The 13,044-nt window shown below is 61.1% G+C and carries 9 protein-coding genes; 3 read left to right on the top strand and 6 right to left on the bottom strand.

The features are described 5' to 3' along the window. Positions 1-185: 185 nt before the first annotated feature. Positions 186-1,685, bottom strand: coding sequence for a hypothetical protein (locus AO353_RS06800; protein ID WP_054594264.1), 1,500 nt, complete (start codon positions 1,683-1,685; stop codon positions 186-188). Between the two features lie 383 nt (positions 1,686-2,068). Beyond that, positions 2,069-2,623, bottom strand: a complete 555-nt coding sequence (locus AO353_RS06795; RefSeq protein ID WP_054594263.1) for a cysteine hydrolase family protein — start codon at positions 2,621-2,623, stop codon at positions 2,069-2,071. A gap of 98 nt (positions 2,624-2,721) precedes the next feature. On the opposite strand from AO353_RS06795, the gene AO353_RS06790 reads away from it, so the two are divergent. Next, entirely contained in the window at positions 2,722-3,711 is a 990-nt protein-coding gene (locus AO353_RS06790) for a GlxA family transcriptional regulator (protein ID WP_054594262.1), read from the top strand. A 63-nt stretch (positions 3,712-3,774) separates the two neighbouring features. Here AO353_RS06790 and AO353_RS06785 read toward each other — a convergent pair whose 3' ends face one another. Further along, positions 3,775-4,986: an MFS transporter gene (locus AO353_RS06785; protein ID WP_019693863.1), complete on the bottom strand. Its 1,212-nt coding sequence runs from the start codon at positions 4,984-4,986 to the stop codon at positions 3,775-3,777. 127 nt (positions 4,987-5,113) lie between these two features. Next, positions 5,114-9,430, bottom strand: a complete 4,317-nt coding sequence (locus AO353_RS06780) for a DEAD/DEAH box helicase (protein ID WP_054594261.1) — start codon at positions 9,428-9,430, stop codon at positions 5,114-5,116. Between the two features lie 364 nt (positions 9,431-9,794). Between AO353_RS06780 and AO353_RS06775 the strand changes: the two genes are divergently transcribed. Both AO353_RS06775 and AO353_RS06770 read left to right on the top strand, forming a co-directional pair. Further along, positions 9,795-10,679 (top strand): sugar nucleotide-binding protein, encoded by an 885-nt coding sequence (locus tag AO353_RS06775; RefSeq protein ID WP_054594260.1) that lies wholly within the window; start codon positions 9,795-9,797, stop codon positions 10,677-10,679. Next, the gene (locus AO353_RS06770) at positions 10,672-11,601 is read left to right on the top strand and encodes an NAD-dependent epimerase/dehydratase family protein (protein ID WP_054594259.1); all 930 of its coding nucleotides are present in this window, start codon (positions 10,672-10,674) and stop codon (positions 11,599-11,601) included. The genes AO353_RS06775 and AO353_RS06770 overlap by 8 nt, the downstream gene beginning before the upstream one ends. 56 nt (positions 11,602-11,657) lie before the next feature. Here AO353_RS06770 and AO353_RS06765 read toward each other — a convergent pair whose 3' ends face one another. Next, positions 11,658-12,356: an OmpW/AlkL family protein gene (locus tag AO353_RS06765; protein ID WP_054594258.1), complete on the bottom strand. Its 699-nt coding sequence runs from the start codon at positions 12,354-12,356 to the stop codon at positions 11,658-11,660. 161 nt (positions 12,357-12,517) lie between these two features. Continuing rightward, positions 12,518-13,036 (bottom strand): DUF3299 domain-containing protein, encoded by a 519-nt coding sequence (locus AO353_RS06760; RefSeq protein WP_054594257.1) that lies wholly within the window; start codon positions 13,034-13,036, stop codon positions 12,518-12,520. Positions 13,037-13,044 lie beyond the last annotated feature (8 nt).

Genomic DNA, 13,044 nt, shown 5'->3' with positions numbered 1-13,044 from the left:
GCTTTGTTTTGTATCACGCGTGAGAACACTACAGATAAATTCAGGCACTCTCAACAACTCACGCGTGAGATTTTTAATCGACTGATTTTCATCACGAAAAAAGGCCCGCAGTGCGTCAACGCTGCGGGCCTTTTTCGTGATGGGGGGCAACGCCATCAGGTCTGCCCCCCTGGTCTTGCTCGGTTTTAGTTTCTGCCAACAATCGTCTGGCTGCAGAGATGGCCAAAGGATACGTACGGAACGTTTTCCCCGCCAACCCCTACGCCTGGGAACTCCTTGAGCTCGATGCGCCAGGCGCCATAGTCGTAGGTGGTGTCCCAAGTATAGAGATACGGTCCGCTATAGGCCTGGTACTGCGTCTGATACCGGTAGTTGCAAGCACCCAGCGTGACACTCGACGTCGACGTACCGGCGCTATTGGTTTTAGCTTCATGGTCCTTGTAGTTGATTTCGGTGTTGACCCAATCCTGATCGAGGCGAAGTACCGGGGTTACCCCAAGCAGCGGAGCGCCGGTACTGTCTGACCAGTTCGTCGACCAGGTCAGCGTTTTAGCCGCCTGAGTCGTCATGTAGCCATAGGCGGTCGGGGCCGAGTTCGGGATTCTGACAACGCTGTCGCCCTGGACATCAGAGCTGTTCAGTCGTGGGCTGGAACCCAGGCTCAGTTTGTATTGAGAACCTCCATTCCAGGTCACTTCCGGATTTGCCCGTACGCGAACTTTCACCACGGCATTGGGGGCCAGGGTTGGGTAAGTCGATGTGGCGTTGGCAGGAATGGTGATCCAGTTGGCTCCGTCGAAACGTTCGAAGATCCACTGGTTGCGAGTGCCCTTTTTGTCATCGCCCAGGTACATGCTGACGCTCTGACCACGCACAGCGGTGAAGTCGAAGTAATCGACGTCAGTCGGACTGTCGAGGTTGCCAGTGATCTGGTTCAGTGCATCGGGCAGTGCGCGGGCTGTCTGCGCGGTGTCATTGGGCTCGTAGTCATCGATGTTGCTGTTGACGTCGGCACCGAAACTGAAGTCCGAACCATCGGCAGTATTGGCCTGCATGAACCAGTAGTAGTCACCTGCTTCAAGGATGCCGCTCAGTGATTCATCGCCATTACCCGGGCTGTCGGATGTGCCGAGGGGGATCAGGTTGTTTTGACCGTCGTCCTGAAACAAGGTCAGCGCCATGTTGGTGCCAGCGCTCTGACCGACCAGCAGCACAGTGGCCTTGGCCTTTTTCGGCACGTTGAAGTGATAGCAAATGCTGGCACCGGTCTGTGTATTGCTCAGGGTGTAAAGGTTATTGATCTCCAGCGTATCGCACAGAGGAACGAACGCAGCCTGGGCTTCGCTCGCGGCTTTCGTCTGGCTCTGTTTGAGAACGTTGGTCCCCGGTGCAGACAGCACCGTTTCGTAAGGTGCGGACCTGGCGGCGGCCTTGCTGACAGCCTTGGACGGACCGGAAGCTTTCGCTTGTTGCGCCGCTTGAGCCTTCAGCATCAGCGTCGGCGAAACCTTCTTCGCCTCGACTTTACCGCCAGCCTTGAGCGCCTGCTTCACCGCTTGCTTGATAGCCTGCCTGGTGAGCTGTTCGCTGGTGTGTGTGGGGTATTGCTCAGCCAGGGCATAGGCCGAAATGAAGCAGGAAGCCGCAATGGCGGTTCCTAACAAAAATCCATTTTTTACTTTCATTGTTTATCCAAACCTGCTTAAAAAAATAATGCTATGGGTACAAAGTGAATCCCTGCACCTGGGATTGAATGTAAATTTGTACTGTATATATGTCCAGTATTTTGTAGGATTATTCTTACTCGCCTCTCAGGACGAAATGATTGGATCGGCCTGCAGCCCACGCCAGACAAGGCTCGGCGCTTGAGTTAAAGGCGTTGGCTTTAGAGATAAAAAATCTCGACGGCTGTTGTTTTTCTGACGACAAACAAAAGGCCCATAGCGCTAAAACGCTACGGGCCTTTTGTTTTCGGCGGTTTGGATCAGCCTTTGGCGAGCGCCGACATGTCCGCATTCGCCTTCATGGGTATCCGTCAGCCCATGGGGCGCGCCCGGATAGGGGAAGCTCAGTGACTGGCCGCCAGGAAATCGTCGGTGGACACCACCGTTGCATAGGCAAATCCCAGGGCCGACATGAAGGCCGCGTGTACCTGGGCCGCCGGAACGATAACCCCGTTGAACTCCAGGTCACGGGTGGCGCAGGCGTCGTGGATCACTGTGACGCCGTAGCCAAGATCGGCCGCGGCACGTGCGGCGCCATCGATGCACATGTGGCTCATGCTGCCGACGATCACCAGGTTGTCGATGCCGTGTTGGTCAAGGATCGCCTCCAGTTCGGTTTCGCGGAACGCGTTGACGAAGTGTTTGAGCACCACCGGTTCATGGCTGCGGTTGCGGACTTTTTGGTGCAGCTGCGCACCCTCCGAGCCCGGTGTGAAAAACGGCGCGGTGTCAGAGGTGAATTCGTGGCGGATATGCACCACCTGATCACCGGCATCACGGAAGGCCTGGATCACCCGCGCAGCATTGTCGGCCGCCGCGTCAGCGCCGACCAGCGGCCATTTGCCTTGAGGGAAGTAGTCATTCTGGATATCGACTACGATGAGCGCTTGCTTGGCCATGGGTGTTTCCTCGGAAGGGGTGGTGTGGAACGAAGTATTGGGTTTCGCCGGCCGTTCGAGGATTGGCCGCACCGACAATAGAAGGGGGAAAACTGACAATGGGCGTAGAACGCGCAGTCGCCGAGTTGGGCGTGCTGATCTATCCCGGCGCGCAGATGGCGGCGGTGCATGGTTTGACGGATTTGTTCGGTGTCGCGAATCGCATTGCCGCCGAGCATCAGAGCGTGCAACTGCCATTGTTGCGAGTCAGCCACTGGCAGGCGAATGCCGAGCATGCGCCCCAACGCATTTACGACAGTCATCCCGCTGCTGACGGCGCACTGATAGCGCTGTTGATCCCGCCCTCGATTGGCGGCTTTTCCGAAGGTCAGGCATCGCCTGCGCTTATTCAGTGGATTCGCCAGCAACACGCGGCCGGCGCGACCCTTGGCGGGGTGTGCGTGGGGTCTATTCTGTTGGCCGAAAGCGGTCTGCTCGACGGTCGCCGCGCCACCACCCACTGGACCTCGGCGAAAAAATTCGCCGAGCGTTACCCGAAGGTCGCGCTCAACGCCGACAAGCCCATCGTCGACGACGGCGACCTGATCACCACTGGCGGATTAATGGCTTGGTCGGAGCTGGGTTTGCGCCTGGTCAATCGTCTGATGGGGCCGAGCATCGCCACCAGCACTGCGCGTTTTCTGGTGATCGAACACAGCGACAGTGCGAGCGAATGCGGCAGTAACTTCGCACCGATTCTGAGCCATGGCGATGCAGCGATTCTCAAGGTCCAGCACTGGCTGCAAGCCAATGGGGCGGTGGAGGTGTCGCTGAGCGTGATGTCGCAGCAGGCAGGGCTGGAAGAGCGGACATTCCTGCGGCGCTTTCGAGCTGCGACCGGTTTGAAACCGACCGAATACTGTCAGCATCTGCGAGTCGGCAAGGCCCGGGAAATGCTTGAGTTCACCAACGGCACCATCGATCACATCGCCTGGAACGTCGGCTACTCGGACCCGAGTGCGTTTCGCGCCACGTTCAAGAAAATCACCGGTCTGGCGCCGAGCGATTATCGCGCACGATTCGGGGTGACGGCCCCCGCACGGCAATAAGCAACACAGCCCCTGCGTGAAGCACAAAAAAACGCAGCCCGAAGGCTGCGTTGGTTTGAAGGATCAGTGCCCGGCGACAATCTGTGCCGAACCCTGCACCGGCTCGGCATACACCGGGCCGAGGCGATCGAGACGACCGCTCCAGGCGGTCAGCGCCAACGCGACCAGCACGACCAGACCACCGATCCACGCAGTATGGATCAAGCCCATGTGGGCGACGATCAACCCGCCACCCCAGGCACCGCCAGCGATGCCGAGGTTGAAGGCTGCGATGTTCAGACCTGACGCAACGTCCACCGCGTTCGGCGTGTGATGCTCAGCCTGACGCACCACATACACTTGCAGGCCGGGCACGTTGCCGAACGCCACGGCGCCCCAGACCAGTACGGTGGCCAGTGCCAGCCAAGGATTACCGGCGGTAAAGGTCAGTACGAACAGCACCGCGGCGAGCAGGGCGAAGATCAGTTTCAGCGCGCTGATCGGGCCGCGTTTATCGGCCAGTTTGCCGCCCCAGATATTGCCGATGGCCACCGAGACTCCGTAGACCAGCAGCACCAGGCTGACGGTGCTGGCGCTGAAGCCGGAAATATCCTGAAGAATCGGTGCCAGGAACGTGAAGGCGATAAACGAACCGCCGTAACCGACTGCCGTCATGGCGTACACCAGCAGCAAACGCGGTTGTTTCAGTACCTGCAATTGCTGCAACAACGACGCGGGTTTGCTGTGGGCGATGTTTTTTGGCACGTAGATCAGGCTGCCGATGAATGCAATCACACCCAGCGCCGACACGGCGAGGAAGGTCTCGCGCCAGCCGAAATGTTGACCGATAAAGGTCCCCAACGGCACGCCGGTCACCAGGGCCACGGTCAGGCCGGTGAACATGATGGCAATCGCGCTGGCGGCTTTTTCTTTCGGCACCAGGCTGGTGGCGATGGTCGAGCCAATCGAGAAGAACACCCCGTGGGCCAGGCCGGTGACGATTCGCGCAATGACCAGCGATTCGTAACTCGGGGCTTTCCAGGCCAACAGGTTGCCGAGGGTGAACAGCACCATCAGCGACAGCAGCAACAATTTGCGTGGGACCTTGCCAGTCAGGGCGGTGAGCACGGGTGCGCCAATGGCGACACCCAGTGCGTAAAGGCTGACCAGCAGGCCGGCTGACGGCAGGCTGACCCCAAGGTCGGCACCGATGGTGGGTAACAGGCCAACGATGACGAACTCGGTCGTCCCGATGGCAAAAGCGCTAAGGGTCAGCGCGAGCAAGGCAATGGGCATGGCTGCAACTCCGGTGGTTTGATTCAGGAGCGCAGTGTCGGGGTTGGGTTCTTGCGGAAAAATAGCGAGACGGGCATTTGATATTTGACCTTTAAGCAAAGATCAAAGTCGCGTAACCGAAAACCGCTTACAGGGTTCTGTATTGAGTCAGTTTTTTGTGCAGCTCAGCGGTATTGGGCTGATCCAGTTCCAGCCAGTAATGCTGCGTACCGGCGATTTCGGCGGCGGCCGGCAAACCATCGCGGTACACCAGCCGGTTGCTGGCGAGGGCCGGGACTTTGTGCCCCGGCAGCAGAGTGCCGGCGAGGTTTAGCGGGTCGACGCCGCAAACACTGATCAGGCTGCCGTCATGCTGACGGCGGCGCACTTCGCGCAGCAGCGGGATCGCTTCGGGCAGGGCGAATTGTTCGCCCGCCAGACCACTGACAAAACGTCCGCCGCGAATCTCTCCACGCGCCTCCAGCCGGTGAAAGGTGCGCAGCAATTCGCGCCAGCTCGGCAGCCACTCGGCCTCGCGTTCCAGCAGCCGCCAGAACACCACGCCGTAACGCCTGAGCAAGGTCAGGGCGATGTGTTCGAGGGTTTCGCTCGGGGTGCCACGGTTATCCACAACCGGCGGCGTCGATTGACGGCGCAACAAGGCCCAGCGCCCGGCATCGTCCATTCCGCCGACAAACGCCCCGCGTCCCCGTCGGCTGCTGCGCGCCTGGCGTTTGCTGGCCGGTGTAATCAACGCACGCAGGCCGGCGAAGCTGTCGGCGTTGACCAGACCGGCGCCGACCAGTTCCTGTAAGGCGATCTCCAGCTCACTGCGCAGCAGATGGGCTTCGTGCAGCAGCTCATCGAAGAACAACGCGCCATGTTGGCTCAGCGCTTGATGGACTTTCTGGGTTTTGGGCGACAGTTCGCTGACCTCCGGTGGCTCGGTCAGGCTGCTCCAGAGCGGGACCTGCGCCCGTGGCAACAACACAATCGGCGTGCTGCGCAGCGCTGCGCTAGTGGCTTTGTTGCGCACCGTCAGCCGGGTCCAGACCAGTTTGCCGCTGCGGCACAGCTCATCCAGCCACGTCGACGAATAGTTCTTGAGCCGCGCCGGCAGAAGATCGCTGTCCCAGGCAGACGCGGCTGCCGGGTAGCCTTCGAACTGACTGACAATCGCCGGCAACACCGCGCTGCCCTGGCCTTGGGTGGCTGGCGACAGATGCTGCCAGTCAAACAGAAAGCGCATGAAGTCCTGCAATGCCACGGGCTCGATTTCCCGTCGGAGGCGTTTGACCGTGTAACGATGAATGCGCGCCAGCAAATGCCGCTCGCACCATTCTTCCTGCGGGGCTGCCGGGCTGAAGCGCCCGCGCAACACGTAGCCTTCGCGCTCCAGTTGTGCCAGCGCTTGGGTGACTTGAGCCGTCGAAAGCCCCAGCGGTTGAGCAATCGCATGAATCGGCAACGGACCAAATGCGCTCAGGCGCGCGCGGATCAGTTCGACCAGTGCTTCATCGACGTCCCAGGGTTCATCGAAACCCGGCAAGGCTTGCAACGGCGGTAACAACGTGGCGTGTGGGTAGATCGCTTGCAGGCAGGTCAGGCGTTCCAGTGCCAGCCATAAAGAGTGCTCCGCATTGATCTGCAAACGACTGGCGCGACCACTGTCGGCCAGGGTCTGCAGCCAGTGCGACCACTGCGGATTGGCCAGCGCTTCGGCGTTGCTGATCGCGGCCAGGCTCATCAGCGCTTCATGCATTTCATCGACGCTGGTGGGCTGCGGCCAGGCCTCATCGCGCACCGATTGAATGGCCTCGGCATCCAGCGCACCGAGGTCATCGGTCGATTGCGGGTCGCTCCAGCGCCGATTGAGCACCGCTTGAGTACGGCGTTCTTCCAGCGGCGCATCGTCGAGAAAGGTGTAGGGCCGGGCGCTGAGAATTTCTGCCGCCAGCGGCGAGGGCGCAGGCAAGTCGCGGCTGATCAAGCGCACTTCGCCGCTCTCCATGCGTCGCAACAGCGCCAGCCAGCCTTCGCAGTCCATGGCTTCGTGCAGGCAATCGTCGAGGGTTTGCTCGACCAGCGGGTGATCGGGAATTTCGCGCTCGCCGACGAGGTTTTCCAGGCAGGCGATCTGGTCGGGAAACACGCTGGCGATCAGGTCTTCGCTTTTCATCCGCTGGATCTGCGGCGGCACTTTGCGTCCGCCGCTGTACCGCGGCAACGCGAGGGCGACGCCGGCGTTCCAGCGCCAGCGCACGCCGAATAGCGGCGCGTCGAGTACCGCTTGAATCAGGATCTGTTCGGCAGTGTTGCTGTGCAGATAACGCCAGACCTCGTCCAGCTCGAAGCTGTGGCTGGTGGACAGCGACAAGACGATGGCGTCTTCGCTGGCGGCAGCCTGCAATTCGAAGTTGAAGGTGCGGCAAAAACGCTTGCGCAAAGCCAGGCCCCAGGCACGGTTGATGCGGCTGCCGAACAGCGAGTGAATGATCAACTGAGTACCGCCGGACTCGTCGAAAAACCGCTCCATCAGCAGCGTGTTCTGAGACGGCAGGGCGCCGAGCGTCAGCCGGGCGCGGGCGAGGTAGTCCACCAGTTGTTCGGCGCTGGCGAGGTTTAGGCCGAGGGTCTCGGTCAGCCAGTCGATGCTCGGTTGCACATCGCCGGGCGTGGCGCCCAATAGCTCATCAAGATGCGCATGCAGGCGCGCCACGGCGAGCGACAATTCGGCACTGCGCCCTGGCGCTTCACCGAGCCAGAAGGGGATGGTCGGCGGCTGGCCCTGGGCGTCCTCGACGCGGATCTTGCCGGTTTCGACCCGCAAGATCCGGTACGAAGTGTTGCCCAACTGAAAGACGTCGCCAGCGATGCTTTCCACCGCGAAGTCTTCGTTGACGCTGCCGATGTTCAGCCCTTGTGGCTCCAGCAGCACGCTGTAATCGGCGTTGTCGGGAATCGTCCCGCCACTGGTCACCGCCGTCAGTTTGGCGCCGCGCCGGCCACGCAATGTGCGAGTCACCGCGTCGCGGTGCAGGTAAGCGCTGCGGATTCCCTGACGACCGTTATAGCCTTCGGCGAGCATCTGCAGCAGCGCTTGATAGTGTGTGTCGTCGAGTTCGGTATAGGGCGATGCACGGCGTACCATTTCGAGCAGGGCCCGCTCCTGCCATTCCTGGCAACTGACCTCGGCGACGATCTGCTGCGCCAGTACGTCCAGCGGAGCGTGGGGGATCAGTAAGGTGTCGAGTTCGCCCCGGCGCACACAGTCGAGCAGGGCGGCGCATTCGATCAGGTCGTCGCGGGTGGTGGCGAACAGACGGCCCTTGGGTGTGCCGCCGACCTGGTGCCCGGAGCGTCCGACCCGTTGCAGAAACCCGGCGATCGAACGCGGCGAGGCGATCTGGCAGACCAGGTCGACGTCGCCGATGTCGATGCCCAGTTCCAGCGACGCGGTGGCGATCAATACTTGCAGGTCGCCACGCTTGAGCCGCTGTTCGGCATCGAGGCGAAACTCCTTGGCCAGGCTGCCGTGGTGGGCGGCGACGGCGTCTTTGCCCAAGCGCTCGCTAAGGTGACGGCTCAAGCGTTCGGCCAAGCGTCGGGTGTTGACGAAAATCAGCGTGGTCCGATGCTCGCGTGCAAGCTCTGCGATACGGTCGTAGACCAGCTCCCAGACATCGTTGGCCATCACCGCCGACAGCGGCACCGGCGGCACTTCGATGCCCAGGTCCCGCCGACGAGCGTGGCCGATATCGATGATCTCGCAGGGGCGGCCGGTGCCCACTAGAAAACGCGAAACCGCTTCGATGGGTTTTTGCGTGGCAGACAGGCCGATGCGCATCAGTGGCTCGCAGCACAAGGCCTGTAAACGCTCCAGGCTCAGGGCCAGGTGGCTGCCGCGCTTGCTGCCGGCGATGGCATGGATTTCGTCGACGATCACTGTGCGGGTGCTGGCGAGCATGCGCCGGCCGGAGTCGGAGCCGAGCAGCACGTACAGTGACTCCGGGGTGGTAACCAGAATGTGCGGCGCGCTTTTGCGCATCGCCGAGCGGTCCTTTTGCGGAGTGTCGCCAGTGCGCACGGCGGTGTTGATCTGTAGTTCGGGGAAGCCCAGTTCTCGCAGTTGCTCGGTGATACCGGCCAGCGGGGTTTGCAGGTTGATCTGAATGTCGTTGGACAGCGCCTTGAGGGGCGAGACGTAAACCACCAGGGTTTCGTCGGGTAATTCGCCACCGTGGGCCAGGCCTTGATGGACCAGATCGTCAATGACCGCAAGAAACGCCGTAAGGGTTTTGCCGGAGCCGGTCGGCGCGGCAACCAGCGTCGAACGGCGCTGGCGAATCAACGGCCACGCGCCGGCTTGCGCGGCGGTGACCGCTGGGAAGGTGCTGTTGAACCAGGCGCGGACGGCAGGGTGAAAGCCTGCCAAGGCGCTCTCGGCTGATACGGGGAGGTTCATGGGGTAATTTATGCGGCTGGGTGGCTGAAGATGCAAGTTTCTGTGGCTGATCGGTGACCCCCGTGGCGAGGGAGCTTGCTCCCGCTGGGCTGCGAAGCGGCCCCAAAACCTGCAATCGCGATTTGTCAGGCACACCGCATCGGCCCATTGCGACTGCTTCGCAGTCGAACGGGGGCAAGCCCCCTCGCCACAACAAGCCCGTTTACCCAAATGAGCGGGCGTCAAACCTGAGGATCTACACTTTACGAGTGACGGTTGCGCTTTAAACCCGCAAAATGCAACGATTCTGGCAATTCTCAACGGCAACGCCTGCGGGCTGTGCCGATAAAATCATCGTTCCAAACAGACTGGGCCTGCTGACTCTATGCGAATGCGCCTTATGTTACTGGGTGGCGGAAATGCCCTTGGGCAGGCGCTGATTCGCCTCGGTGCAGAGGAAGACATCGGTTTCCTCGCCCCCCGTCCACCGCAAGACGGCTGGGACGCCGCAAGCCTGACGCAGCTGCTCGACGACACTCGTCCTGACGCGCTGATCAATCTCGCCTACTACTTCGACTGGTTTCAGGCGGAGAGCGTGGCCGAGGCGCGCTTGGCTGCCCAGGAGCGGGCGGTCGAGCGGCTGGCCGAACTGTGCCAGCATCACAATATTGTCCTGGTGCAGCCTTCCAGCTATCGGGTATTTGATGGCTCGCGGGCGACGGCCTACAGCGAAAAAGACGAACCGGTGCCGCTGGGGCTGCGTGGCCAGGCCTTGTGGCGTATCGAGCAAAGCGTGCGCGCGACCTGCCCGCAACATGTGATGCTGCGGTTTGGCTGGCTGCTCGATGACAGTGTCGACGGCACCCTTGGGCGTTTCCTCGCGCGTGCCGAACTGCCTGAAGAGCTGCTGATGGCCGATGACCGGCGTGGCAACCCGACACCGGTGGACGATGCTGCGCGGGTGATCATTTCGGTGCTCAAGCAACTCGATTGCGCAGCGCCACTGTGGGGCACTTACCATTACGCCGGACATGAGGCGACCACGCCGCTGGCGCTGGGGCAGGCGATCCTCGCTGAAGCGCGCACTCTGCACCCGCTGGCCATTGAAGCACCGACCGCGCAGGCTCACGCCGCACGGCCGGATGCCGCCGAAGAACCGCAGCACGCGGTACTCGCCTGCAAGAAAATTCTGCACACCTTCGGGATCAAGCCGCGCGCCTGGCGCGCAGCGCTCCCGGGCTTACTGGATAGGTTTTATCGTCATGGCTGATGGCCCTGTTTTGATCACCGGCGGTGCCGGTTTTATTGGTTCGCACCTTGCTGACGCCTTGCTCGCCAAGGGGCATTCGGTGCGCATCCTCGACGACCTGTCCACCGGTAAACGCAGCAACCTGCCACTGGACAATCCACGGGTCGAACTGATCGAAGGTGACGTCGCCGATGCTGCGCTGGTGGCAAAGGTGATGCTCGGTTGCAGCGCGGTGGCGCATTTGGCCGCCGTGGCGTCGGTTCAGGCGTCGGTGGATGATCCGGTGCGCACTCACCAGAGCAATTTCATCGGCACCTTGAACGTCTGCGAAGCGATGCGTCAGGCCGGCGTCAAGCGCGTGCTGTTCGCTTCAAGCGCAGCGGTCTACGGCAATAACGGTGAAGGCGAGTCGATCGACGAAGAGACCGCCAAGGCACCGCTCACGCCGTACGCCGCAGACAAGCTGGCAGGCGAGTACTACCTCGACTTCTACCGTCGGCAGCACGGTCTGGAACCGGCGATTTTCCGTTTCTTCAACATCTTCGGTCCGCGGCAGGATCCGTCATCGCCGTACTCCGGGGTGATCAGCATTTTCAGCGAGCGGGCGCAGAAAGGCCTGCCGATCACCGTGTTCGGTGACGGCGAACAGACCCGCGATTTTGTCTATGTCGAAGACCTGGTCGACCTGCTGGTGCAGGCGATTGAAATGCCGACGCTTGAAGTGGGCGCGGTGAATGTCGGCTGGAACCAGGCGACGACCCTCAAACAAATGCTCCAGGCGTTGGAGGAAGTGGTGGGGCAGTTGCCACCGATTGCCTACGGCCCGGCACGCTCCGGCGACATCCGCCATTCGCGGGCGAACAACCAGCGTCTGTTGCAGCGCTTCACCTTTCCCGAGCAGACGCCAATGAGCGTCGGGCTGGCGCGGTTGTTGGGGCGCTGAGTTTTTCGCAGTCATGAAAAAGGCGCCTTTCGAGGCGCCTTTTTCATGCGGCGGGTTTAGAACTTGTAACCCAGACCCACCATGTAGATCCACGGGTCCACGTCGATGTTGACCTTGGCGCGGGTGCCGGGGGCGACTGCGTTGTTGTCCACGTAGCCGGTGGTGTCGATGTCGATGTAGCGCACCTGGCCGTTGAGCATGATGTGGTCGGTCAGCATGTAATCGGCACCGACCTGCCATGCGAGGCCCCAGGAGTTTTTCGTTTTGAAGTTGCTGAAGCCGTTGGCTTGCGCTTCGTTACTGAGCTTTTCGTCGTAGATCCAAGTGTAGTTGATACCGGCGCCCACATACGGCTGGAATGCAGACTTGTTGTTGAGCGGGTAGTAAACCACGCTCAGGGTCGGCGGCAGGTGTTTGAGGGTGCCGAGCTTACCGTTGGCCGCGCCCAGGGAGGTGCCTTTGAGGTTTACGTCATGCTGGAACGGCGAGGCGGCGAGCAGCTCGATGCCGATATCGGGGGTGAGCATGTACGCGAAGTTCAGGCCCAACTGCGTGCTGCTGTCCATGGTCGCCTTGCCACCCAGATCGGCACCCGCCAATGGACCGCGATCAACCTTGACGCTGGAACTGCCGGCTGTCGGGTTTACGGTGATTGCACCGGCCCGAACAATGATGTCACCGGCTTCATGGGCCTGGGCGAAGGGGGGTGCAAGCGCGAATGCAATGAGGGACGCGCTGAGCAATGACTTGTGCATGGGGGCTCCAAAGGAAGATTCAAATTCTGTATCTCCAATGGTACGAAGCGTCAGGAACGGCGCTTTTGACTCAGCTCAATGAAACAGTGATGGGGTTTGAATCGGGGGAGCCTTCTGCGACCGCTTCGCGGTCGATCGCGGGCAACGAATGACTGCCAGATTCACTCCGGCAATTCGTACACGTAGATCTTGTCCGCATCCATCTGATACCCGGCATCCGCCAATTCGCTGGTCGACGCCTTGACCTGCATTGCCCCTTCAATCCAGTACGGCTGATACAGCTCGTCGAGCTTCACTCCAACCGCGCTTTTGACATGGACGATCTGGTTCGACGGCGGAGGCGGTACGTGGATGCACGCGCCGAAATACGGCACCAGCAGAAAATCGGTGGTGCGACCTTCCTCGCTGACTTCCAGCGGCACGATGTAACCCGGCAGGCGAATATTCTTGCCGTCGAGGTTTTTCACCACCGGCGCATTGGGCATGTCTTGCTTGGCCGCTGGCGCGGACTCGGCGGACAACGCGCTGCTCATCTGCGACAGGTCGTGCAGCGGTTTCATGTTCGGCACTTCTGCCGGCGCGTCGGGCGGGATCATTTCCGCCCAGGTCAGGTCTTTCGGTGCAGCCGCCCACAGGGGCAGGGCGACCAGCATCAACAGCGCAGGCAGAGTGCGGAGCATCTTCAATG

It is taken from the genome of Pseudomonas fluorescens (assembly GCF_001307155.1).
Taxonomy (GTDB): Bacteria; Pseudomonadota; Gammaproteobacteria; order Pseudomonadales; family Pseudomonadaceae; genus Aquipseudomonas; species Aquipseudomonas helvetica.
Note: the sequence above shows the minus strand (reverse complement) of the source record. Positions and strands in the feature narration are given on the sequence as shown.